The organism is Collinsella tanakaei (assembly GCF_016900375.1).
In the GTDB taxonomy this organism is placed as follows: Bacteria; Actinomycetota; Coriobacteriia; order Coriobacteriales; family Coriobacteriaceae; genus Collinsella.
Genome location: NZ_JACJKB010000007.1, coordinates 43,394 through 65,570 on the forward strand (window position 1 = coordinate 43,394; position 22,177 = coordinate 65,570).

General features: G+C 64.2%; 18 protein-coding genes and 1 tRNA gene. All 19 read right to left on the reverse strand.

The genetic code is table 11. The features are described from left to right. Window positions 1-33: 33 nt before the first annotated feature. Window positions 34-109, reverse strand: a tRNA-Phe gene (locus H6A16_RS05830). A gap of 105 nt (window positions 110-214) precedes the next feature. Next, complete coding sequence (locus H6A16_RS05835; RefSeq protein WP_204617046.1) at window positions 215-547, reverse strand: DUF192 domain-containing protein; 333 nt, start codon at window positions 545-547, stop codon at window positions 215-217. Then, on the reverse strand, window positions 544-1,005 hold the full coding sequence (locus H6A16_RS05840) for a hypothetical protein (protein WP_204617047.1): 462 nt from the start codon (window positions 1,003-1,005) through the stop codon (window positions 544-546). The genes H6A16_RS05835 and H6A16_RS05840 overlap by 4 nt, the downstream gene beginning before the upstream one ends. 13 nt (window positions 1,006-1,018) lie before the next feature. Next, window positions 1,019-3,121: a hypothetical protein gene (locus H6A16_RS05845; protein ID WP_239458233.1), complete on the reverse strand. Its 2,103-nt coding sequence runs from the start codon at window positions 3,119-3,121 to the stop codon at window positions 1,019-1,021. Continuing rightward, window positions 3,060-3,581 carry a TadE/TadG family type IV pilus assembly protein gene (locus H6A16_RS05850; RefSeq protein ID WP_204617050.1) on the reverse strand — a complete coding sequence of 174 codons (522 nt, stop codon included), beginning with the start codon at window positions 3,579-3,581 and terminating at the stop codon, window positions 3,060-3,062. The genes H6A16_RS05845 and H6A16_RS05850 overlap by 62 nt, the downstream gene beginning before the upstream one ends. Further along, a complete protein-coding gene (locus H6A16_RS05855) occupies window positions 3,538-3,696 on the reverse strand; it encodes a hypothetical protein (protein ID WP_204617052.1) in 159 nt (52 codons plus the stop codon). Before H6A16_RS05855 ends, H6A16_RS05850 begins: the two co-directional genes overlap by 44 nt. A gap of 100 nt (window positions 3,697-3,796) precedes the next feature. After that, window positions 3,797-4,306 (reverse strand): hypothetical protein, encoded by a 510-nt coding sequence (locus tag H6A16_RS05860; protein WP_204617054.1) that lies wholly within the window; start codon window positions 4,304-4,306, stop codon window positions 3,797-3,799. Then, a complete protein-coding gene (locus H6A16_RS05865) occupies window positions 4,303-4,524 on the reverse strand; it encodes a Flp family type IVb pilin (protein WP_204617056.1) in 222 nt (73 codons plus the stop codon). The genes H6A16_RS05860 and H6A16_RS05865 overlap by 4 nt, the downstream gene beginning before the upstream one ends. Window positions 4,525-4,537: 13 nt before the next feature. Then, window positions 4,538-5,146 (reverse strand): type II secretion system F family protein, encoded by a 609-nt coding sequence (locus H6A16_RS05870; RefSeq protein ID WP_204617059.1) that lies wholly within the window; start codon window positions 5,144-5,146, stop codon window positions 4,538-4,540. Window positions 5,147-5,158: 12 nt separating this feature from the next. Further along, window positions 5,159-5,908: a type II secretion system F family protein gene (locus H6A16_RS05875; protein ID WP_239458234.1), complete on the reverse strand. Its 750-nt coding sequence runs from the start codon at window positions 5,906-5,908 to the stop codon at window positions 5,159-5,161. A 164-nt stretch (window positions 5,909-6,072) separates the two neighbouring features. Then, entirely contained in the window at window positions 6,073-7,416 is a 1,344-nt protein-coding gene (locus H6A16_RS05880; protein ID WP_204617063.1) for a CpaF family protein, read from the reverse strand. Next, window positions 7,413-8,999 carry a P-loop NTPase gene (locus H6A16_RS05885; RefSeq protein WP_239458240.1) on the reverse strand — a complete coding sequence of 529 codons (1,587 nt, stop codon included), beginning with the start codon at window positions 8,997-8,999 and terminating at the stop codon, window positions 7,413-7,415. The genes H6A16_RS05880 and H6A16_RS05885 overlap by 4 nt, the downstream gene beginning before the upstream one ends. Beyond that, window positions 8,999-9,688: a Flp pilus assembly protein CpaB gene (cpaB, locus tag H6A16_RS05890; protein ID WP_239458235.1), complete on the reverse strand. Its 690-nt coding sequence runs from the start codon at window positions 9,686-9,688 to the stop codon at window positions 8,999-9,001. Before cpaB ends, H6A16_RS05885 begins: the two co-directional genes overlap by 1 nt. A gap of 401 nt (window positions 9,689-10,089) precedes the next feature. Next, window positions 10,090-11,268: a ribosome small subunit-dependent GTPase A gene (rsgA, locus tag H6A16_RS05895; RefSeq protein WP_342589720.1), complete on the reverse strand. Its 1,179-nt coding sequence runs from the start codon at window positions 11,266-11,268 to the stop codon at window positions 10,090-10,092. 178 nt (window positions 11,269-11,446) lie between these two features. Further along, on the reverse strand, window positions 11,447-12,691 hold the full coding sequence (locus H6A16_RS05900) for an NAD(P)-dependent oxidoreductase (RefSeq protein ID WP_204617070.1): 1,245 nt from the start codon (window positions 12,689-12,691) through the stop codon (window positions 11,447-11,449). A gap of 514 nt (window positions 12,692-13,205) precedes the next feature. Next, complete coding sequence (locus H6A16_RS05905) at window positions 13,206-15,890, reverse strand: calcium-translocating P-type ATPase, PMCA-type (protein ID WP_204617072.1); 2,685 nt, start codon at window positions 15,888-15,890, stop codon at window positions 13,206-13,208. Window positions 15,891-16,284: 394 nt separating this feature from the next. Next, complete coding sequence (locus H6A16_RS05910; protein WP_204617074.1) at window positions 16,285-18,966, reverse strand: cation-translocating P-type ATPase; 2,682 nt, start codon at window positions 18,964-18,966, stop codon at window positions 16,285-16,287. 525 nt (window positions 18,967-19,491) lie between these two features. Then, on the reverse strand, window positions 19,492-20,802 hold the full coding sequence (locus H6A16_RS05915; protein ID WP_204617076.1) for an Nramp family divalent metal transporter: 1,311 nt from the start codon (window positions 20,800-20,802) through the stop codon (window positions 19,492-19,494). A gap of 113 nt (window positions 20,803-20,915) precedes the next feature. Beyond that, the gene (locus tag H6A16_RS05920; RefSeq protein ID WP_204617078.1) at window positions 20,916-21,887 is read right to left on the reverse strand and encodes a dihydrodipicolinate synthase family protein; all 972 of its coding nucleotides are present in this window, start codon (window positions 21,885-21,887) and stop codon (window positions 20,916-20,918) included. Window positions 21,888-22,177: the final 290 nt, after the last annotated feature.

Below are 22,177 nucleotides of genomic sequence, written 5' to 3' on the forward strand. Positions count from 1 at the left end.
CCGACGGAATCCGCCGGACGCTCATCAATCAAATGGTGGCCAGAAAGGGATTCGAACCCCTGACACGAGGATTTTCAGTCCTCTGCTCTACCAACTGAGCTATCTGGCCACAAGGCCTGTCGCGAACGACAGCTCGTTAAATATACCAAAATCAAAACTGGGGTCAAGCATGTTTTTCACTCTTTTTGGAAATCTTGGAGACGCGAGGCGCCCCTCAGGTATCCGCAATGCGCTCTAGCACGGCAAACGCCCCTCGGCAGCGCAGGAATCTCCACGGGCCCACCGAGCGATGCTCCTCGAGCACGCATCCCGAAGCATCGATGAAGGCGATGTCGAACGCCTGGCTCATGAAGCACGTATGGACCGCTTCGCACGAAGGAAACGCCAAAGCCACCGGGTCGGGCCCCGACACGTCACGCGCCAGAGGCCCGACGATGCCCAGCAGGCGGTCGCGAAAGCTCGATGCTATGGCAAGCCGAGCCGGAAGCCAACCGAGCTGCTGCAGCGCCGCCGCATACGCCGCGCTTTCCCCGCGAACAGGACTCATACGATCACCCCCGGGCGCCACGGATCGACGGCAACCGCGCGCTCGTGAGTGAGCGCAAGCGGAGCGCCGATCGGAACGCCTGCGATGGAAATCCCGGTCGGCCACGGCGCATAGCGCATCGTGCAGCGATACGTACGCGGGCTGACGATAAGCGTCAGAATCGTCGTGGAGGGGTCCTCTTCCTGCTCGCACACGACCTCGATCTCGACCTCGTAGCCCTCCATGGCTTCGCGCAGCTGGGCGGCGATGACATCGGCCGCGCCCTCCTTCCCGTCCCCCGCAGGAGACACGCCGTGCGCGATCACGATATCGGGCGCCACCCGGTCGAAGCGCGCGACGGCTGAGGTGAACACCATCACGTTATAGACGATGATCGCGAGCACGATAAGCACCGGGGCGACGATTGCCATCTCCACCGTCGCCTGGGCTGTCCCTTCGCGCATCAGATGTGCCACCATAGGCCACTCCCCTCTAGCCGACCGCGCCGAGAAGATCGCTCACCTTGATCGTGAGCGGAATGGGTTCCCCGAACGGAATCGGAATCTCGGCGATCGTGAATTCAGCCTGGCTCACGCGTTCCACGAGTCCATAGCCGACCGCCTCCATGATGTCCGCAGGGTCGGTGCTGCTTATAGGCACGCGGCGCAAGAGCTCCTGGGCAGATCCGAGACCTTCGGCACTCGCATGCGCGAGCACGTTCGCAGTGTCCGTGAGCACCGGCTTGTGGAGGCTCATGTCCACGGGTTCCAAGCCGAGCGTCTCGACGGCACTCGAGATCATGCCGCCGAGCAGATCGGCGAGGGGCCCGGCGCCTACCGACTCCATGCTCGAAAGCATGCCGTCCGTGAGCGACGACAGCCCATCTGCCAGATTTCCGTAGCCCACCAGCAGCTTTCCCCAGAGATCCAGAACGCTTCCGAGCAGAGGCACGACCACGCCCCCCGACGATTTGCTCTTGAGCGACGAAAAGAAACTCGAGAGCACGTTGTTTTCGTACGTCGCCCGATCGGTCGCGAGCACCGCTGCCGAAATGGCGCCGCGAACACCCAGGTCGGCCCCATCGGAAAAGGAGGTCTCGAGCTCCTCGGGCGTAGAGATATCGCTCGACACGGCGAGCGCCAGGCACCCGTAACGACCAGGCGGCGCGATACGGGGCCTTCCTGACTTGAGCATGTTGAGCGCCGTCTCGAACACACCGCCTGCATCCTCCGCCTCGCCCTCGGCTTCGCGCTCGGCTGCGATCTCGTCGTTGCGACGGTCCACGTAATCGTTGAGCGCAAGGGTGAACTCGCGCAGGTGATACTCGAACCCGTTGTTGATCGACGTCGAGGCGGCGGGCGTCCTGCCAACATCGCCGACGCTGAACTTGCAGACATCGCACTCGCGCACCGTGCCCACGTCCTCGTCTTTGAGCGACACCTTGCGCGCAGCGTCGCCGGTAGCGCCCGGGCAATCCGAGGCGTAATGGATCGTCAGCCCCTCGGGCTCCACCGTCGACGGCCATACCATATCGGTGTAGAGCGTCGTGCGCTTGACCTCGGCGGTATTGCGCGGAAGCAGCGGCACCGTCGAGGTCACGCGATCGCCGGTGTCGTCGATATGCGCCGCGACGAGCCTGTCGTAGGCGTAGCGGTAGAACACCTTGCGCGCCGCCGAATCGGCACAGGATTCCGCGTCGTCGCGCTCGGGGCGCTCGTTCTCGTACCGCCAGCGATAGTATGCGCGAGCCCGGTCGAGGCCGACCTGCGGCTTCCAGGTCAAACTCGAGGTGTAGTCGGGGTTCTCCACCGCCGAAAGCCCGGTAAGGCTCGAAGCGCGCTCCTGCATGTTCCGCCCTGCACGCCCGCAGTCGGCACGCCATGCGCGCTCCTTTGCCTCGGCGGTCTTCTCGCGGACCTCCTCGAGCTCATCGGCAGCCTCCTCGAGATCCTCGTGGGCCTCCTCGATCTCGTCGGTATCCACCTCCTTGCCTTCGAGCGCCGGGAACTCCGAGGCCGACTTCGCAGGTATCGGCAGCGCGACACCGGTAAAGGAAACCTGCTCGCCCGACTGCGCCGAACAGATGCGCATGCCGTTCGCGCCCGCCAGAAACGGCAGGGCCTTCTCGAGCGCCTGAAGGCCCTTCGACGCCGTCTTGGCAAACGAGTTGCGCGCCTTGAGCATATCCGTACCCGTCTTGATGATCTTGGGGGCGCTCCAACGCGCACCGGGAATGAACACCGTGACGAGACCTGCGCCCGACACGATGAGCCCGGCAAAGCCCAAGCTCGCGATGCAGGCGTCCACCACCGTCGCCGCCGTGTAGTACGAGGAGATCACGTTCGCCCCCGCCAGCGCGGCGGAATCGGCGCTCACCTGTACGTCGCCGGCGCGCGCCATGCTCCACACCACCGTGACGGATGTGAACGTGAGCGCGAGAACCACAAGGATGGTCACGGCGGCGGCAAGCGTGGTGTACGCCCCGTCTTCAATGAACAGGTCGATACCCCAACGCGCGCCGCGGACATCGACCTCATTCCCAGGTGGACACCCAGGAGTCGTAATCCCCTTCGAGCCAACTCGGTCTTCCCTCATATGCAACCTCCACCTTCAGCTCGACATCACCATGGGCATTGGTCTTTCCGAACGCGCCCACGAACGCCCCGAGCACCGGCAGGGGCCGCACCGCTCCGGAAACGCTCACGCTGACAGCGCTTCCCGACTCCGCAGCGCCCACGAGCTCGATATCCCATGACAAAGGTCCGCCCGCATGGAAGATCTCCACGTCGGGCACCGCGGCCAGCCGGCGCAGCGCGAATGCCTTGAGCGACGCCTTGCTCTCGGCCTCGCTCGTGATCATGAGGCGCGCCGTCTCGGCGGCTGCAGACTCCATGACGCCGCGCGTGTACAGGATGCAGACGGGCTGCAGCGCCAGAAGCATGAGGATGAGGAAGCTCGGCAGCAGCACCGCCGCCTCGACGGTCGCCTGCGCGCGGCGCTCGCGCAGGACGTCAATACAGGATGATGTCCAGGATTCCCGTGCCCTCGAACCCATGCGAGGCGGCCTGCTCGACCAGGGCGGAAAGCGTTCCGTCCTCGCCCGCACGCCAAAGAAGGGCGAGTGCGCCCACGATGGCCATGAGGGCCATGATCGTGAGCGCATACTCCAACGTTCCCTGCGCGGCCTCCTCGCCAGGCGAGAAACCGCACGTGAGAGGCGCCGAGCAAGACCGGCGAAAGCGCATCGTAGGCCGTCTCGTTCGCATCCGGTCATTCCTCCTCCCCCTCCCCTCCGGTCATGCGCGCGATCCGGACAACCGTCTCGCTCGCATCGTCGGAGGTGGTCACGTAGATGATGTCGACCCAGCCGCGCGTGTCCAAAACGATCGCTCCCCATACGTTTCCCTTGATATCGAGAAATCCGCTCGTCTCGAGCACGGCGGTCGATTGGGTCGCGTAGGATCGCAACACCTCGGAGGCGGGGTCGACCAGATCGCCCTCCTCTTCCCAAATCACTCCGCCAACACCGGATTCGGCATCGGAGGATGAGGATTCCAGGTCGTCGAGGAAGCTTTCGCCCGATGACGAAACGGTGCCGGAGCCCAGGGAGCGCATGCCCTCGCGCATCGCGTCGCCCGCTCGCTCCAGCACCGTCTCGCCCGTATGATCGGCCGCGCCGTCCTGATCCGCGACCCACATCAAGGCGAACAGGGCCACGACAACGCACAGCGCGCACGCCGCGTACGCGACCCATCTCGTACGCGGGCCCTTCTCGCTCACAGCTGGTCGAAACCGTTTACGATTTCATCCCACAGGGTTTGGATTTTGCCCCTGAACGCCACGATAGCCAGGATGGCGATGACCACGAGCACGCCGACGAGGATGGCGTACTCGGTGGTCCCCTGACCCGACTCCTCGCGAAGCAGGGATCGTGCTTGCTGGGCGCTCTTACGAATGCCTACCAAGAGCTTTGCAGACAGCAGGTTGATAGCGTTCATGCGAACACTCCTTTCAAATCATCCCGCTTGCAGCGAGCAGCGGGCCAACGATGGATAGAAGCAGCGCGGGCAGGATAAGCGTGCCCGTGGGGATGAGCATCTTGACCGGAGCGCGCTCGATCTCGCGCTCGACGGCGGCGCGGTGGGCCGCGCGCATCTCGGTGCCCTGATGGGCAAGCGTCTCGGAAAGCGGCGCGCCGAGCGCATGAGCCTGACCGACCGCGGAGGCGAACGACTCGAGCTGGCGCACGCGCAGATCGCGAGCGGCGGCCATCAGACTCTCTTCGCGGCCCTCCATACCCATCTGCCAGCCAAGCCGCGCCTGAAGCATGCGCCCGGCGAGCCTTCCCGTCCCCTGCTCGCAATACAGTCCGAGCGCGGCATCGAACGAAAGGCCCGCAGAAAGGCCGAGGCGTATGACGTCGACCATCTCCGACACCTGACCCAAGCTCACGGGCTCTCCGCCGCCGCGCGAACCGGCGAGCCTCCCGACGACCTGCTCGAACCCGCCGTACAGCTTTCGCGCATCCCGCAGGAGCGCCGAGCGATCCCGCGAGCTGAACCCCGCCATCAGCCAAACGCACCACGCCGCCGAACAACCCGCAAGCACGACCGACCCCATAAAACCGCCCTCTCACAACGACACATCCATGATCTTGCGGATGAACACCCAGGCAACGGCGTTCAGGGCAAACGCGATGCCGAGCGATGCTGCCCCCGTCACCGTAGCCAGCCCCGCACGAAAATCGCTGGAAAGCAGCGAGAGCGCCACCGATAACGCGATGGGCATGGCGGCAACCATGCGAGCCGACATGCGTGCCTGCGACGTCTTCACGTCCAGCCGGCGGCGCAGCTCGATGCGCTCGCCCACCATGGCCGCGGCCTCGGCAAGCAGGTCCTTGAGCGGCGCGCCGGTCCGCTGGGAGACCTTGAGGGCGAGCACGACGAGTTCCAGACCCGGAGCCCGTAGGCGCGTGAGCATGGCATCGAGCGCCTCGTGGGCGGGAACGCCGCAGCTGATGGCAAACGACACGCGCATGAACTCCGATTTGATGGGCTCGCGGGAATGCGCGCCCACGTAGCGCATGGCCTGAGGGAGCGAGTGGCCCGACCCGAGCGAAACGGCAAGCGACCCGAACGCCTCGGGCATGGCCTGCTCGAGCTCGCGCGATTCGTTTTTGCGCCGACGCGCTGCGAGCAGCATCAACGCAACAGGAGGGGCAACCAGCCCGATAGCAGCCCCGAGGGGCGAAAGCGACACCACCGCCCCAAACACGCCGCCGGCGAGGCAGGCCAGCGCGAGCACGCCGAGCAGCGTCGCCGCGTCGGCATCTGCAAGCGGACACGAGCCGCCTACGCTGATGCGCTGAAGCTGCACCATCATGCCAGAGTCCGCCCGCAGGCGAATACCGATTTGCCGCAGCGCGCATCCCAGGCTATACACCGGAGCGAACGAACCTGCCGAAGCGGCGCGCTCCGCGCGAACGGCCCTCGAGAGCCCGTCTTCCCCGCGAGCGGGCAGCGCGATACAAAGCACCACGAGCGCCCCTATGCAGAAGGGCATGATGATCTCCATCGCTCCACCTCCTTAGCGTCCAGAGCTCCCGAGCGAAGGCCCTCCGCGATGAACGGGGGCTCGCGCACGAGATCCCAGGTGCGCGATGCGGCATCGAAGGTCACGTAATCGGTGAGCTCCACGCCTCCCGTTGCGCCGCGCGATACGCCCGTGAACGACGATACGAAGCGGCTGCCACCGGCCGTGCGCATAGACATGACGATGCCGTCGAGCGCCATGGCGATCTGCTCCTCAATCAGGTCGCCGGGCAGGTCGATGCCGTAACGCGCCAGCAGGGTGAGACGCACCACCGCCTCGCGGGCGCTGCCCGCATGCAGCGTGGTGAGCGAGCCATCGTGACCGGTGCTCATGGCCTGCAGCATGTCGATGCATTCCGCCCCGCGAACCTCGCCGACCACGATGCGATCGGGACGCATGCGAAGGGCGTTCGTCACGAGGTCGCGGATGCTCACGGCACCCTCGCCCTCGATGGACGCCTCGCGGGCCTCGAGGCGGACCACATGGGGGTGCCGCGAGAACTTGAGCTCAGCGGAATCCTCGATGGTGACGATTCGTTCGCCGAGCGCGATCTCGCACGACAGGGCGTTGAGCAGCGTCGTCTTGCCCGAACCCGTACCGCCCGCAACGGCAAGGTCCTGCCTGAGCGACACCGCATACGACAGCAGCTGCGCATACCATTCGGGAAGCGACCCGTATTCGACCAGCTGGTCGAGGGTGCTGATGCGGTCGGAGAACTTTCGAATCGTGAGCGCCGGACCGTCGATCGCGATGGGCGGAATCACCGCGTTCACGCGATAGCCGCTCGGCAGTCGGGCGTTCACCAGCGGGCTCCGCTCGTCCACGCGCCTTCCGAGCGGCGAGATGATCCGGTCGATAATGACGCGGATCTGGTCGTCGCTCTCGAAGACATCCGGCATGGAATGGAGCGTGCCGCCCTGCTCGTAGAAGGCCGATACGCATCCGTTGACCATGATCTCGCTCACCGAGTCGTCATCGAGCAGCGGCTGAAGCGGTCCCAGACCGACGACATCGTCGAGGATGTCGTTCACCACGCGCTGACGGTCTGCCGCGGTAAGCCCCTCCACCCCACTCGTGTTGAGCACTGCCTCCACGATCGGTCGGAGCTCCTCGCGCGAGCGCGCAGGATCGGATGCGGTCGCCATGCGGGCAACCTCAGCGAAACCGACACGCTCCATCATCTCGCGCTTGACATCGCGCCGCACCGACCGGAGGCGCTCCTCGTCGGCCTGCTCGGCATCCCAATCCAGCTCGTCATCAAAGCGCTCGGCGGTCCTCACGCGTTCGAGTACGCTCATTGCGCCCGCACCTCCCCATGCTTCCATGGCAGCCTGATGCGCGACCCACCTTGGTTGCGCCCGCCCATCGCACGCTGCCGCTCATCCCACGCCTCGAGCGGGCAGCCCAGCTCTCGAAGCAATCCCTCGGTGAACGAACGGATGTCGCGCGCGAACGCCCCCGAATCGTCCATCACATCCCCCAGCCGCCCGAATGCCACGAGCTCGCTCACCGACGGCCCTCCGTCCGCGATGCGCACATGCGACCGCAACGCCACCGCCATCTCGAACCTCATGGCATGCTCCTCGTCGCATCCCACAGCACCGAACCGGTTGAACAGCCCCGTCATGCGCGTTTTGGGAACACCGATGCGCGCCGCCAATGCGACCGCGCGCGCAGACGAAACGTCCGCGAACGGCCCGCCCGACCCGACGATCAAACACCGGTCGCAGCGCGAGACCGTGGATGCCACGGCATCGCCCCAGAACACCGAGGTGTCGGCGAACACGACATCGGCCTCTCTGCGGAGCACGGAAACGAGCTGCTCCACCGGCGCAGCCAGAAGCTCGGCGTGCTCCGGCAGCCCGCAGGGACCCCACAGCGTGAGCCCGGGGGCGATGCGCATCGCGGACACCTCGACCGCCTCCTCGAAGGCATCCAGTGCATCCGTCTCGTCCGATGCCAGCCGCGCGAGGTCAGCCGGCTGCTCGATACCGACGAGCCGATAGAGGTCGCCGAACATGAGGTCGAGATCCACGACCGCCGCCCTCATGCCCATACGCGCTGCCCACCAAGCCATCGCCGCCAAAACCGTCGTCTTGCCGCAGCCGCCTCGTCCCGATATGGCGACGACAACCGGCGCCAACGGCACATCGTCCTCGGGAACTGTGTCCATAGACGCCCTGGCAGAGTCGCTGACAGCAGCTGCGGCGCCGTTACATGCAGGGCGTCCGAATTGCATGGTGATGTCGTCAGGATCCGTTCCAGAACCGAGCGGGGCCGCTCCAGCAGCGTGCGCACCTTGTGCCCTAGCCGTCGGGGGCATCTCTCGAGATGCGGACGCGACAGACGAGCTCGCCTCGCCAACGGTACCTTTCGTATCGATAGGTACAGCATGCTGCGGTGTTGGCAGAATTGCTGGACCCGGCACCGAAATCGGCCGCTCGCCGCTCGTCTCCCCGCAAGAAGCAATCACGCTATCGTCAGCAGGGGACTCCGTGGCCGACGCGGGCAAAGGACCCTCTCCCGTGCACGCATCGGAACCGCGCTGAAACTCGGAATCCCCTGCCGCGATGACTTCGGTCGCTCCGGCCGCAAACAGCCGGGCGATGCAGCCCGGATCGAGCTGCTCGACGATAACCAGTACGGTCTCGATATCGCATTCGCGCGTAAGGTGCGAAACCACGGGTTCCAAAAGCGCCCCAGCATCGGATGCGTAGAGCGCTGCCCCGGCAAGCCCGTCAGCAAAGCCATCGGCCGCTTGAACCGCCCCCTCCTTGTCGCCAACGCGCACGAAGCGCGCGGACGGATCGCATGCGCGGATCTCGCTCCTGACGAGCTCCATCTTGGACGGCGGGCAGAACACAAGCCACATCGATGCCATCACGCATCACCCTCCCCCGTTACCTCGGTTTCCGATTCGGCCTCCGCCGAGCCGGGAACCGCTAAGGTGACTTGGCCAAGAGACGTCGCAGCAAGCAGCTCATGGACACGGGTCGGATCGACCGCGAGCGTGACCCAGCTCATGTCGCCCCCGGTCGCCTCGGCGCTCGTATCCAGCACCTGGGCCGTCATGAGACGATCGGCGATGGCATCTTGAGACACATAGACGTCGACCGTATCGCCCGGAGCGATGGAACCGCCGACCGCGTGGACCGGATCGCTCGCAACGCTTACGGCAACCGTTCCCGCCGGCACGGCGATGCCTCCAGAACGCACCTCGAGATACGCCGAGCAGACCACGGCGTTTTTCGGGATGCGCGAGGTCGCGGTCCTTCCTGCAGCATCCCCGAGATCGGCAATCGAATCCTCGGGCAGAAGGCCAGCCGCCCATTCGGCAATCGCCAGATTGCTCTCATCGAGCAGCTCGCCCGCTTCGATGTCACGCGTGGCGACGCAGACCGTCACCGGCTCCCCACCGAAGCGCTCGAGGGCATCGCGCTGGGCAACCTCGGCCTCCTCGCGCACCGAGGAGGCGTAGGCAAGCGCAAGGATCACGGCGGCAACTCCTGAAATAACGCTGAGCACAAGCCTCGTCCCACGACGCACGCCGAACACCTCCTCCGGAACCAAATTCCCGTCCTCTCAGGGACGGGTCGCACCGCGACTGCGGCCTTGTTCCATTGTGGAAGCGGACGGATGACATGAACGGACGAATCAAAATCGCAGGCACACGGCCTTACGGGAGCCGACCCGCCATCCAACAGCGTTGTCGGAATCAGGGCTGAAGCATCGGGAGGGATTCTCGAATCCTGCGACGATGCGCGTCAGCTACAGGTTTACCGAACACCGCCACCCAAGGAAACCGGAGGCGTCTGCGCAAATATGGAGAAACGGGCCGAAAAATCGCGTACGCCTCGTTTTTACGCTCAGGATTTCGGCTATCGGCAAGAGACGGGGCGTGCGCAGCACCTTACGGTCATCTGGCGCCAGATGACCGGAGCGAAAATGCCAGGTATCACGGCCGACGCAAGCTACAGCTTGATGTCGGGATCGAGGCTCTGGGCGCTCACGCGCATCTCGGAGGCGAGGGCCAAAAACGCAGCGAGGCGCAGCTCGTCGATAGCGCCTTCCTCCACGGCCTCGCGCACGGCGCATCCCGGCTCGTGGGTATGCGTGCAGTCGTTGAAGCGGCAGGCGCGGGAGGCGCGCACGATCTCGGGGAACGCGCGGGCAAGACCGCGCTCATGACCCACGAGCGGCAGGCTGCGCAGGCCAGGCGCATCGGCTATGACGCCGCACGGATCGGGCAGCGCCACCATCACGCGCGCCACCGTGGTATGTCGGCCCATGTCGTCGCGCTCGCGAACCTCACCGGTGGCAAGCGCCTCGTGGCCGAGTAGCGCGTTGAGCAGCGTCGACTTGCCTGCGCCCGATTCGCCCAGGATCATCGCGCAGGTACCGGCGGGAACGCAGGCGCGCACTTCGTCGAGACCCACGCCCTCCATCGACGAGGTAACGATCACGCGGATATCCCCTCCCGCCAGGCGATGGGCCTCCGCGATGGCCTCCTCGAGCTCGTCGGGTGCGCAACGGTCTGCCTTGGTGAACACGATCACCGGCGTGGCACCGCAGTCGTAGATGAGCACGAGCGCGCGTGCGATGCGATCGCGGATGAGCTGAGCCGAGTCGCGCGCGGCGCCGAGCGGCTGGACAACGAAGATGACGTCGACGTTGGCGGCGAGCACCTGACGCTCGCCGCGGTTCTTGCCCCGCCAGCGCTCGAACGTCGTGCGACGCGGAAGAACGTGCTCGATGACGCCCATATCGTGGCCGGGAGCGACCCTCACCGCCACGGCGTCTCCGACGGCGGGCAGCAGACGCTCGGCCTCGCCGCGCACCTTCGCGAAATTGACCGAGTGCTCCGCGCGGAAGGTGTCGCGCTCGGTGGCGATCAGGGGGAAGCCGCGGTCGAGCCGGATGACCCTGCCGAGATGCATCTCCGCGGCAGCCGCCGCATCGGTGCGGGAAAGCTCGCGGCAAAACGAATCGAAGGCCTCCGTCTGGCGCTCATCGAACGGCAGGTCCTCAAACGATGGGAGGTCATGCAGCGCCTCGATGCGCGGCAGCACAGCCGCGATATCGGGAGATTCCGCCGCAGCGGCACGGCGCCGTTTGGCCTTACCTTTGCCTTTGTTGCCGCCTTTACCCACATGCACCTCGATTTCGTCGGGAGTCCGAATGCAAGTGTACCGCACGCGCGGCGGGCGCACGCGCAGCATCCGGCCCTCTGAACAAAGCGTGCGGGCGGACCGCAGCCCTTTTGCCGGGAAAGGAGAGAAACCTGCAAAAAGGCTGTGGTCCGCCCGCACGGCGAACGATGTTCCGAAGCTATTCGGCGGCTACGGGCTCGTCCGCAGGCTCGCCCGTCATGTACGCCATCATGGCGCGCGCCACGTCCTTGGCCACGGCGACGGCGCTCACCACGTTCTTGGAGCCGGTAACCACGTCGCCCGCGGCGAACACGCCGGGAACGGTCGTCATGCCGTGCTCATCGGTGAGCAGAAGGCCCGTATCGGAACACTCGAGGCCCGGCGTCGTGAGCAGCAGCTTGTTTTTGGGGCCCTGGCTGATGGCGATGATCGTCGAATCGGCGCGCACCTGGTCGAGCTCCTCCTCGCAGCCCACGACATGGCCCTCGTCGTCGAGGATGTTCGTGCGGAAGAGCGGACCCTCGTCGGTGATCTTCACGACGTCCTTGCAGAACACGATCTCGGCGCCCTCGAGCTGTGCGAAGGCGAGCTCATCGGAGCTCGCGCTCACGTGCTTGGAGCGCGCGTACATGCGCACGTGGCGCGCGCCGTGGCGCAGGGCCGTGCGGGCGACATCCATGCCCGAGTTGCCGACGCCGATGACGGCGACGGTCTCGCCCAGGTTGAACGCCGAGGGATCGCTCAGGTAATCGACCGAGAAGTGCACGTTGGGCAGCGACTCGCCCTCAAGGCCGAGCGTGCGCGGACGCCAAACGCCCGTGCCGATGAACACGGTCTCGTAGCCGTCGCGCAGAAGGTCGCCGATCTCGAGCGCGCCACCGATCGTGGTGCAGGCGCGGAACTTGACGCCCATCTCCTCGATGCGCTTGGCGCAGCGATCGAGGATGGTGCGGGGCAGACGGAACTCGGGGATGCCGTAGCGCATGACGCCGCCAATACGGTCCTTCGCATCGAACACGGTGACGGCGTAGCCCTCGCGCGCGAGCTCGATGGCAACGGTCAGGCCGGCGGGTCCGGCGCCGATCACCGCAGCGCGATGGCCGTTGGGCTCCTTGCGCTCGATGACCATGCGGTCGAGGTACAGATCGGAGATGAAGGTCTCGATGGCACTGAAGTGAACCGGGGTCTCCTTGCGGCCGCGAACGCAATGGCCCTCGCACTGTCCCTCGTGGTTGCACACCATGGAGCACACGAGCGAGAAGGGGTTGTTGTCGAAGAGCATCTCGCCGGCGCGGTTGATCTCGCCCTCCTTGAACAGGTGAATCACCTCGGGGATGTTCGTGGAGATAGGGCAGCCCTTCTTGCAGAGGGGCTTTTTGCACTGCAGGCATCGATTTGCTTCCTCAACGATACGAACGGCCATGCCGTCCCCCCTTCGAACACGCTCACAGACCCAAAAGAAAAGTGCGGGCAGCGTCGCCATCGAACGCCGCCCGATTACGACGCTTTCAGGCGAGGGGAGCTGGTGAACATACGCACCCGAAGAGCGCCGCCCTACCAACCTATCAGCACGATCGATAGCAGGGCGTGCATTTCCGGTGTATGCGATATTCCGTAACTTGGTAAAACGTATTGCCATATGCGTCGACGCATTATCGACAAATCATATCCACAAATGCGTCCGACAAGATTGAACCTGGCCCCATCTTGCCGGGCGCGCGAAGCCAGCGCCCCGCCTGTAGCCGCATCGCCCCCGAACCCCCGCCCTACCACCGCTGGGCATCAGGCGCGCGAAGCCAGCGCCGCAACGCGAGTAAACGCAGGGAGGCCCCGGAGGGCTTCCCTAAGCGCGCAATCCCGCAGCCGCGTAGCGGCGAGGACGCGCGCGTGGGAACCCTCCGGGGCCTCCCGGTCAGGTTGGTATCCCGTACGAGCGGCTAGTCGTTCTTCTCCACCGCGCGCATGATGGCCTTGTAGACCTCCATGATGGGGATGATCAGGAAGGCCAGGCCGACGGCGCAGGCGAGCGCATCGAGCGGCAGCTCCATGAAGCCGAACATGACGGCCAACGGGTGGAACTCGACGACCACGACGGTGAGGACGAGCGCGAGCAGCGCGGCACCCCACAGCCACTTGTTCTGCTTGGGCATGCTGAACAGCGACGCACGGCGGCTGCGCATGTTGAAGCAGTGGAAGATCTCGACCATCGACAGGGTGATGAACGCCATGGTGACGCCCTCTTCGTCAGCAGTGCCGGCGATCATGTCGGCGATGTTGATGTAGCCCATGTCGAAATACACGCCCACGAAGAAGCTCGCGAGCACGAGGATCGTGATGACGACGCCCTGGAACAGGATGTCGATGCCCATGCCGCCCGCGAAGACGCCGTCGGTGGCGTTACGCGGCTTGCGCTTCATGATGTCGCCCTCGGCCTCCTCCATGCCGAGCGCGAGCGCTGGGAAGCAGTCCGTGATCAGGTTGATCCACAGCAGCTGGACGGGCTGGAAGATGGTGAAGCCCACGAGCGTCGCCACGAAGACCGACAACACCTCGGCGATATTGGCGGACAGCAGGAACTGGATAACCTTGCGGATGTTGTCGTAGATACGACGGCCTTCCTCCACCGCGTTGATGATGGTGGCGAAGTTGTCGTCGGCGAGCACCATGTCGGCGACGTTCTTGGTGACGTCGGTGCCGGTGATGCCCATGCCCACGCCGATGTCGGCGCGCTTGATGGAGGGCGCGTCGTTCACGCCGTCGCCGGTCATGGCGACGATCTTGTCGCGGCTCTTCCATGCGTCGACGATGCGGGCCTTGTGCTCGGGCTGGACGCGCGCGTAGACGCTGTACTCGGTGACCTTCTCCTTGAAGTCCTCGTCGGAGATCTTATCGAGCTGGGCACCCGTGATGGCCTGGCTGGCGTCCTCACAGATGCCGAGGTTCTTGGCGATGGCCACGGCGGTATCGATGTGGTCGCCCGTGATCATGACCGGACGGATACCGGCACCCTTGGCCTCCTTGATTGCCGGGGCAACCTCGGGGCGCTCGGGGTCAATCATGCCGGAGAGGCCCACGAAGGTGAGGTCGTGCTCAAGCGCCTCGGGCGAGCAATCGGTGGGCTGCTCGTCGTGCATGCGCACGGCGGAGGCGAGCACGCGCAGCGCCTGATTGGCCATGTCCTTGTTGGCAGCCATGATCTTCTCGCGGCGCGCATCGGTCAGCGGCTCGACGGTGCCGTCGGCGTTCATGACGGTGGTGCAGCGGCCGAGCACGACGTCGGGGCCGCCCTTGGTGTACTGCTCGAAGGTACCCTCGGGGGTCTTCACCACGACGGACATCATCTTGCGGCCGGAGTCGAACGGAGCCTCGCCCACGCGCGGATACTTCTCGGCGTTGCCGTTCTCGTAGAAGCCGAGCTTGCCGGCATCGTTCACGAGAGCGCACTCGGTCGGCTCGCCGACCGACTCGCCGGCCTCCGCATCCCACTTGGCGTCAGAGCACAGGGCCATGGCGCGCACGTGCAGCTCATCGGGACCCTCGACCTCATGCTTGATGACGGTCATCTTGTTCTGGGTGAGCGTACCGGTCTTATCGGAGCAGATGATCTGGGTGCAGCCGAGCGTCTCGACCGCGGTCATCTTGCGGATGATGGCCTGACGCTTGGACATCTTGGTGACGCCCATGGAAAGCACAATGGTAACGACGGCCACGAGGCCCTCGGGGATGGCCGCGACGGCGAGCGACACGGCGACCATGAAGGTGTCGAGAATCATCTCGGGGTTGGAACCCAGCTCACCGCCGTGGCGGATGAGGTCGACGGCGAATATGACCACGCAGATGCCGAGCACGAGCTTGGTCAGGATGCCGGAGAGCTCGTTCAGCTTGATCTGCAGCGGCGTGAGCTCCTTCTTGGCGGTGGTCAGCGCGTCGGCGATCTTGCCCATCTCGGTCTTCATGCCGGTGGCGACCACGACGGCGGTGCCGCGACCGTACACGACCGTGGAGCCCATGTAGCACATGTTCTTGCGGTCGCCCAGCGGCACGTCGTCGGCGCCATCGAGCTCGATGGGATTCACGTGCTTCTCGACCGGGACGGACTCACCGGTAAGGGCTGCCTCCTCGATCTTCATGGAAGCGCTCTCGAGGATGCGGCAGTCCGCGGGCACGGAGTCGCCGGCCTCGAGCAGCACGATGTCGCCGGGAACCAGGTCGGCGCTCGGCAGATGCACCATCTTGCCGTCGCGGATGACCTTGGACTGCGCGGCACTCATCTCCTGCAGGGCGGCGAGCGCCTGCTCGGACTTGGCCTCCTGAACCACGCCGAGGACCGAGTTGATGATGACGACCGCCATGATGATGACGACGTCAGCCCACTCGGACTCGCCCTGGATCATGCCGGTGACCGCCGAGATCACAGCCGCGACGATAAGCATGATGACCATGGGGTCGGCCATCTGCTCGAAGAAGCGCTTCCAGAGCGGGGTCTTCTCCTCCTCGTCGAGCTTGTTGGCGCCGAACTGCGCCAGGCGCTGCTGCGCCTCGGCTGCAGTAAGGCCGGTCTCGGCATTTGAGGACTGCGCTTCGAGCACGTCCTCGGCCGAGGCCAAGTATTCCTTTTCCATACGCTGATTCCCTCCTCCTGGGATCGAGCCAACCAACGGGTTGACGCCCGATCATAATTCCCCAGGAGACAGGGGCAAGGGCTCGTCAAGGCTGCCATGTCAGCTGGCGTCTTGCAATGCTTGCTATAGTACCCGATAACGACGGTAATTAGTCTACGACCTTACATGAATTAAGGCCATGTTACGTATCGTGAGAAACAGCAGCGTAGAGCGGCCATAGAGCTGTTCTGTATACCATTTTGTGAGTTCGCAGGGCCCGAAGAGGCCCGATTCGGAACACCAGAAACACATCCAAGCGACAAGTTTGGACCTGGCCCCATCTTGTCAAAAGGGCCCCGAGGCATGCCCCGGGGCCCTTGATGCGACAGGTTTGTACCTGGCACCAACTTGTCGGTTAGTCGTTCTTCTCCACCGCGCGCATGATGGCCTTGTAGATCTCCACCAGCGGGATGATCAGGAAGCCGAGCACGAGCGCCGTGATCATGCCGATGGGCTCGAGCGCGGTCACGCCGAAGAAGATCATCGCCAACGGGTCGAACTCGACCACGATGAGCGTGAGGATGAGCGCGAGGATCGCGGCGCCCCACAGCCACTTGTTCTGCTTCTTCATGTGGAAGATGGAAGCGCGACGGCTGCGCATGTTGAAGCAGTGGAAGATCTCGACCATGTTGAGCGTGATGAACGCCATCATGACGCCCTCTTCGTCGGCGGTGCCCGCCATCATGTTGGCCACGTCGATGTAGCCCATGTCGTAGTACACGCCGCAGAAGAAGCTCGCGAGCACCAGCACGGTGATGATGAGGCCCTGGATGATGGTATCGAGGCCCATGTTGTTGGCGAACACGCCGTCGGTGGCGTTACGCGGCTTGCGCTTCATGATGTCGCCCTCGGCCTCCTCCATGCCGAGCGCGAGCGCCGGGAAGCAGTCGGTGACGAGGTTGACCCACAGCAGCTGGATGGGCTGGAACAGCGTGAAGCCGATGATCGTGGCGGCGAACACCGAGAACACCTCGGCGAGGTTCGCGGACAGCAGGAACTGGATGACCTTGCGGATGTTGTCGTAGATGCGGCGACCCTCTTCGCAGGCACCGATGATGGTGGCGAAGTTGTCGTCGGCGAGCACCATGTCGGCGACGTTCTTGGTGACGTCGGTGCCGGTGATGCCCATGCCGATGCCGATGTTGGCGTGCTTGATGGACGGGGCGTCGTTCACGCCGTCGCCGGTCATGGCGACGACCTTGTTCTTGGACTTCCACGCCTCGACGATACGGGTCTTGTGCTCAGGCTGGACGCGCGCGTACACGCCGTACTTCTCGATCTGGGAATCGAGCTCGGCGTCGGACATCTTGTCAATCTCCGCGCCGGTGATGGCCTGGTCGCGGCCCTCCACGATACCGAGGTTCTTGGCGATGGCGACAGCGGTGTCGATGTGGTCGCCCGTGATCATGACGGTACGGATGCCGGCGCCGTGGGCCTCCTTGATGGCCGGAGCCACCTCGGGACGCTCAGGGTCGATCATGCCGGACAGTCCGCAGAACACGAGGTTGTTCTCGAGCGCCTCGGCGGCAAAGTCGGTCGGCTTCTCGGTGTAGGTGCGGCTGGCGAGCGCGAGCACGCGCAGCGCTTCGTCGGCCATGGCCTTGTTGGCGGCGAGCAGCTCGTCGCGCTTGGCATCGGTCATGGGGACGATCTTGCCGCCCTCGTAGACCTGCGTGCACAGGTTCAGGATGACGTCGGGCGCGCCCTTGGTGTACTGCTCGTAGGTGCCGTCGCCGGCGTCGACCACGACGGACATCATCTTACGGCCGGAGTCGAACGGAGCCTCGCCCACGCGCGGCTGCTCGTCGACGAGATTGGTCATGCCGGCGCGGCCCGCGTCGTTCACGAGCGCGCACTCGGTGGGCTCGCCCACGGCCTCGCCGGCCTCGGCGTCCCACTTGGCGTCGGAGCACAGGGCCATACCGGCAAGGAGCTTCTCCTCGGAGGAGGCAAGCTCGTGTTTGACGACCGTCATCTTGTTCTGGGTGAGCGTACCGGTCTTATCGGAGCAGATGACCTGGGTGCAGCCGAGCGTCTCGACGGCGGACAGGTTGCGGATGATAGCCTGGCGCTTGGCCATCTTGGTGACGCCGATGGAAAGCACGATCGTCACGACGGCCACGAGACCCTCGGGGATGGCCGCGACGGCGAGCGACACGGCGACCATGAAGGTGTCGAGCAGCATGTGCGGCTCGGCCATGACGTTGCCGATGCCGCTGCGGATGAGGTCGACAGCGAAGATGACCACGCAGATGACGATGACCATGATGGTCAGGATCTTCGAGAGCTCGGCGAGCTTCATCTGAAGCGGGGTGAGCTCCTCTTTCGCCTCGTTCAGGGCGCCGGCGATCTTGCCCATCTCGGTCTTCATGCCGGTGCCGACAACGACGGCCTTGCCGCGGCCGTAGACCACGGTGGAGCCCATGTAGCACATGTTCTTGCGATCGCCCAGCGGCACGTCGTCGGCGCCATCGAGCGAAATCGGATTGGTGTGCTTCTCGACGGGGACGGACTCACCGGTAAGGGCGGCCTCCTCGATCTTCATGGACGCGCTCTCGAGCACACGGCAGTCCGCGGGCACGGAGTCGCCGGCCTCGAGCAGCACGATATCGCCCGGCACGAGCTCGGACGAATGGAGCGAGATCATCTTGCCGTCGCGGATGACCTTGGACTGGGCGGCGCTCATCTCCTGCAGGGCCTCGAGAGCCTCCTCGGACTTCGCCTCCTGGATGACGCCGAGCGCGGAGTTGATGATGACGACCGTCATGATGATGATGACGTCAGCCCACTCGGACTCGCCCTGGATCATGCCGGTGACGGCGGAGATGACCGCGGCGACGATAAGCATGATGACCATCGGGTCGGCCATCTGCTCGAAGAAGCGGATCCAGAGCGGAGTCTTCTCCTCCTCGTCGAGCTTGTTGGGACCGTACTGCGACAGGCGCTGCTGGGCAGTACTGGCGGTAAGGCCGGTTTCGGCATTCGAGGATTGGTCCTCGAGCACCTCTTCAGCCGAAGCCAAGTATTCCTTCTGCATACTTTGCTTCCCCCTCTTGGGAACAACATGCCGACCAGCAGATTTTGCCCGATCTTAATTCCCTCGAAGAAGGGCAAGGGCCTCTAGAGGCTGCGTACCGGTCGACGGCTTGCAATGAGCAAAATAATACTCCAAATCCACACGCCCACGGGGAGGTGCAGACCAGAGTGGAACCACGTTTCGAAGCGGGGAAACCGTGCATCGAAGCCCGTTTTCCCAGTGCTACGGACTGTGTGCGCCTTGTGTGCGGCGCCGTTCACCCGCAGTCGAGCGGCCTGTATCAATCGGTGAACGGTCAGGTCATGGCATATGACTGAGGGCTGCCGCGCGGCACCGATGGGTTTCGAATCTGATACTCAACGGATTCCATATTCGCAGTGCGCTACAGTTACTGCACCGCGTGCCCTCAGATATACGCGCGCGGGGGCTCGCATATGCCTTGCGAGCCCCCGTGCACACGGAAAAGGGAGAGACAAGTTTTTCCGGCGAGGGACCTGCGCCAACAGGTCCCTCACGTGTGGAGCGCTACATAATCGAGCCCAGGAAGTTGGGAACGGCGCGATAGAGCGCGAAGAGCATGAGAGCGGTGTAGAAGATGTAGGACACCGTCATGCAGATCTGCAGGGCACGCGGCTGCTTGACACCGCGGTTGACATCCTTGCGCCAGATCATGCGCGTGATGAAGAAGCCGGCGGTCGGCGTGCCGATGGAGGTCAGAACGTTCGAGAAGTAGGTCAGCTGGATGGGCGAGCTGCCGTAGGCGAACGCGATGGCCGTGGCACCAAGCAAGATGCACGCAGCGGTGATCTTGATGTTCTTGGAGTCGAGGTTGGTCGGGAGGTTCAGACCGGCGTTCAGGAAGACGGAGCAGCGGCCGGTGTTGCCCATGATGGCGGCGAAGGCCGCAGCCAGGAAGGCGATGCCCATGACGACGTTGGCGAAGCTGCCGAAGACCGGCTCGATCATGACGGCGAGGTCGCCGATGTTCTTGATGTCCTGGCCGGTGGGGTTCAGCACGATGGCGCCGACGATGATGACCGCGCCGGAGATGACGACGGTACCGAGAACCTGAGCAAGAGCGTCAGAAACCATAACGCCGTTGAAGAGGTCCTGCTTCTTCCACTCCTTCTCGACGCCCAGGTAGGTGCCGTACATACCGGCAAGCACGGAGGCGGAGGAGCCGAGGAAGCCGAGAACGGTCACGAGGCTGCCCTCGGGGAACTGCCACTGGGTGAGGCCCGCGGCGGTGGCGCCCCAGTTGGGGCCGCCCGTCATGACGAGCACGACGATGAAGGCGATCGCCATGACGGCGATGCAGACGGTGACGGCCTTCTCGATCTTGCCGTACACGCCCTTCATGAAGTAGCACAGGAACACGAAGACCATGACGATGGCCGCGCCTATCTTCCAATCGATGTTGAAGATCAGGCTCATGCCGGCACCGATGCCGGCGACGTTGCCCACGTTAAAGCACACGCAGGCGAAGAAGGTAACCAAACCGACGAACGTTGCCGCGGCGTTGCCGTAGTAGTGGCGCACGGCGTCGATGGTGGGCATGCCGGTTGCCATGCCCAGGCGGTAGGCGACTAAGATGAAGGTCGTGCCCATGAAGATAACGGGCAGAAGGACCCACAGCAGCTGGTAAGCGTAGTCGCCACCGAGCATCGCGGAGGTGGTCAGAGAACCGGGGCCAAGCTGGATGCCGGCAAGGATGAAGCCGGGTCCCATGCGCTTGAGCAACTCGGTAAAGGGCAGGCGCTTAACGCTCGAGGGCTCAAAACCGAAGACGTTATCGGCAGCGACGAGGCCCTCATCGACAGTGGTGGTATCTGCCATTGAGATGCTCCTCTCTTTTATAAGAGAGGCGGCCACCGCAACCCCGTAGGAGCTCTGAGGGTTCGCGATGGCCGCCCGATTTCACACGCGGGGCGTATGAGGATAAGTTAGCCTTACGCGAACTGGGTCATATCGACCTTGTCGAGGCCAGACTTCTTGATGCCCTCGGCGACCCAGTCCTTCTCCTCCTGGTCGAGCGGGAGAACCGGCTTGCGCATAATGGCGTTGGAGAAGATGCCGCGCTGGTACAGCGTCTCCTTGAGGCGAGCGTGGGCCTCACCAGAGGGCTGGCCGCCGCCGTAGATGGCCTGGGCGATGTGATAGATACGATCGGACCAGTCCTGGGCCTCCTTGAGGGTGTGCTGCTCGGGGTTCTTGAAGACGTCCCACGCCGGGCAGATGAGCTCAGGCACGCAGCCAGCGAAGCCGATGAGGGCGCCGTCCATGCCGGTGAACCAAGAGGGGCAGAGGGTCTCGTCGTGGCAGGTGATCAGCGAGATGTCGGGGCACTCCTCGCGCAGGACGCGGACGTCGTGCTCGTAGATGGAGGTCACGCGGGTGCCCATCTTGATGCACTTGACGTGGTCGATCTCCTTGCACATCTTGACGAGGGTCTCGACGGGATAGAAGGCCTTGGAGGTCGCGGGATAGAGGTGGATGATGATGTCGATGTCAGCACCCTCGGCGACGTCCTTGACGTACTGGAACGGAGCGTCGGGGTTCATGCCGAAGCGCAGCCACATGTGAGGCGGCATGAGCAGGATGCCGTCAGCGCCGGCAGCCTTGGCCTCGGCGGCCATCTCGATGGCGCCAGCGGTGTGCTCGCAGTTGACACCGGAGATGATGGTCATGCAGTCGCCGCACTCCTCAGCGCAGATCTCGACGACGCGCTTGCGCTCGGCCTGGGTCAGGCTGGTGATCTCACCGGTGTGGCCGTTGCAGACCAGGCCCTCGATGCCCTTGCCATAGAAGGACTTGATCCAGTGCAGGTAGGTGCGGAACTCGGGCTCGTTGATGGAGTAATCCTCGTTCAGCGGCACGGAGACGGCCGGGAAGATGGTCTTGAAAGTAACGGTCTTAGCCATGGTCGGAAATCCCTTCTCACGCTTTGAAACTGTACGGGCTAGCTGGGCCCGCGTAGCAAGTACTGCAAACGTTTGCTTTGCTTGACTAGTATTAAAGCCGGAGTGTGGGTCGATTTCAATGAATAATGCAACTGTTGCAACAATTTGCATGGGCGATACGCTCAGCCCCTATTTGCTACCGTTCATCCTAAAAACAGCAGGTAATTAGCTGTTTACTTAGGTTATAGCAGGATGGTTAGGCGGAATGTGTCTCGCAAATGTCTTGCATGCAAGTTTGTGCAATCGTTTGT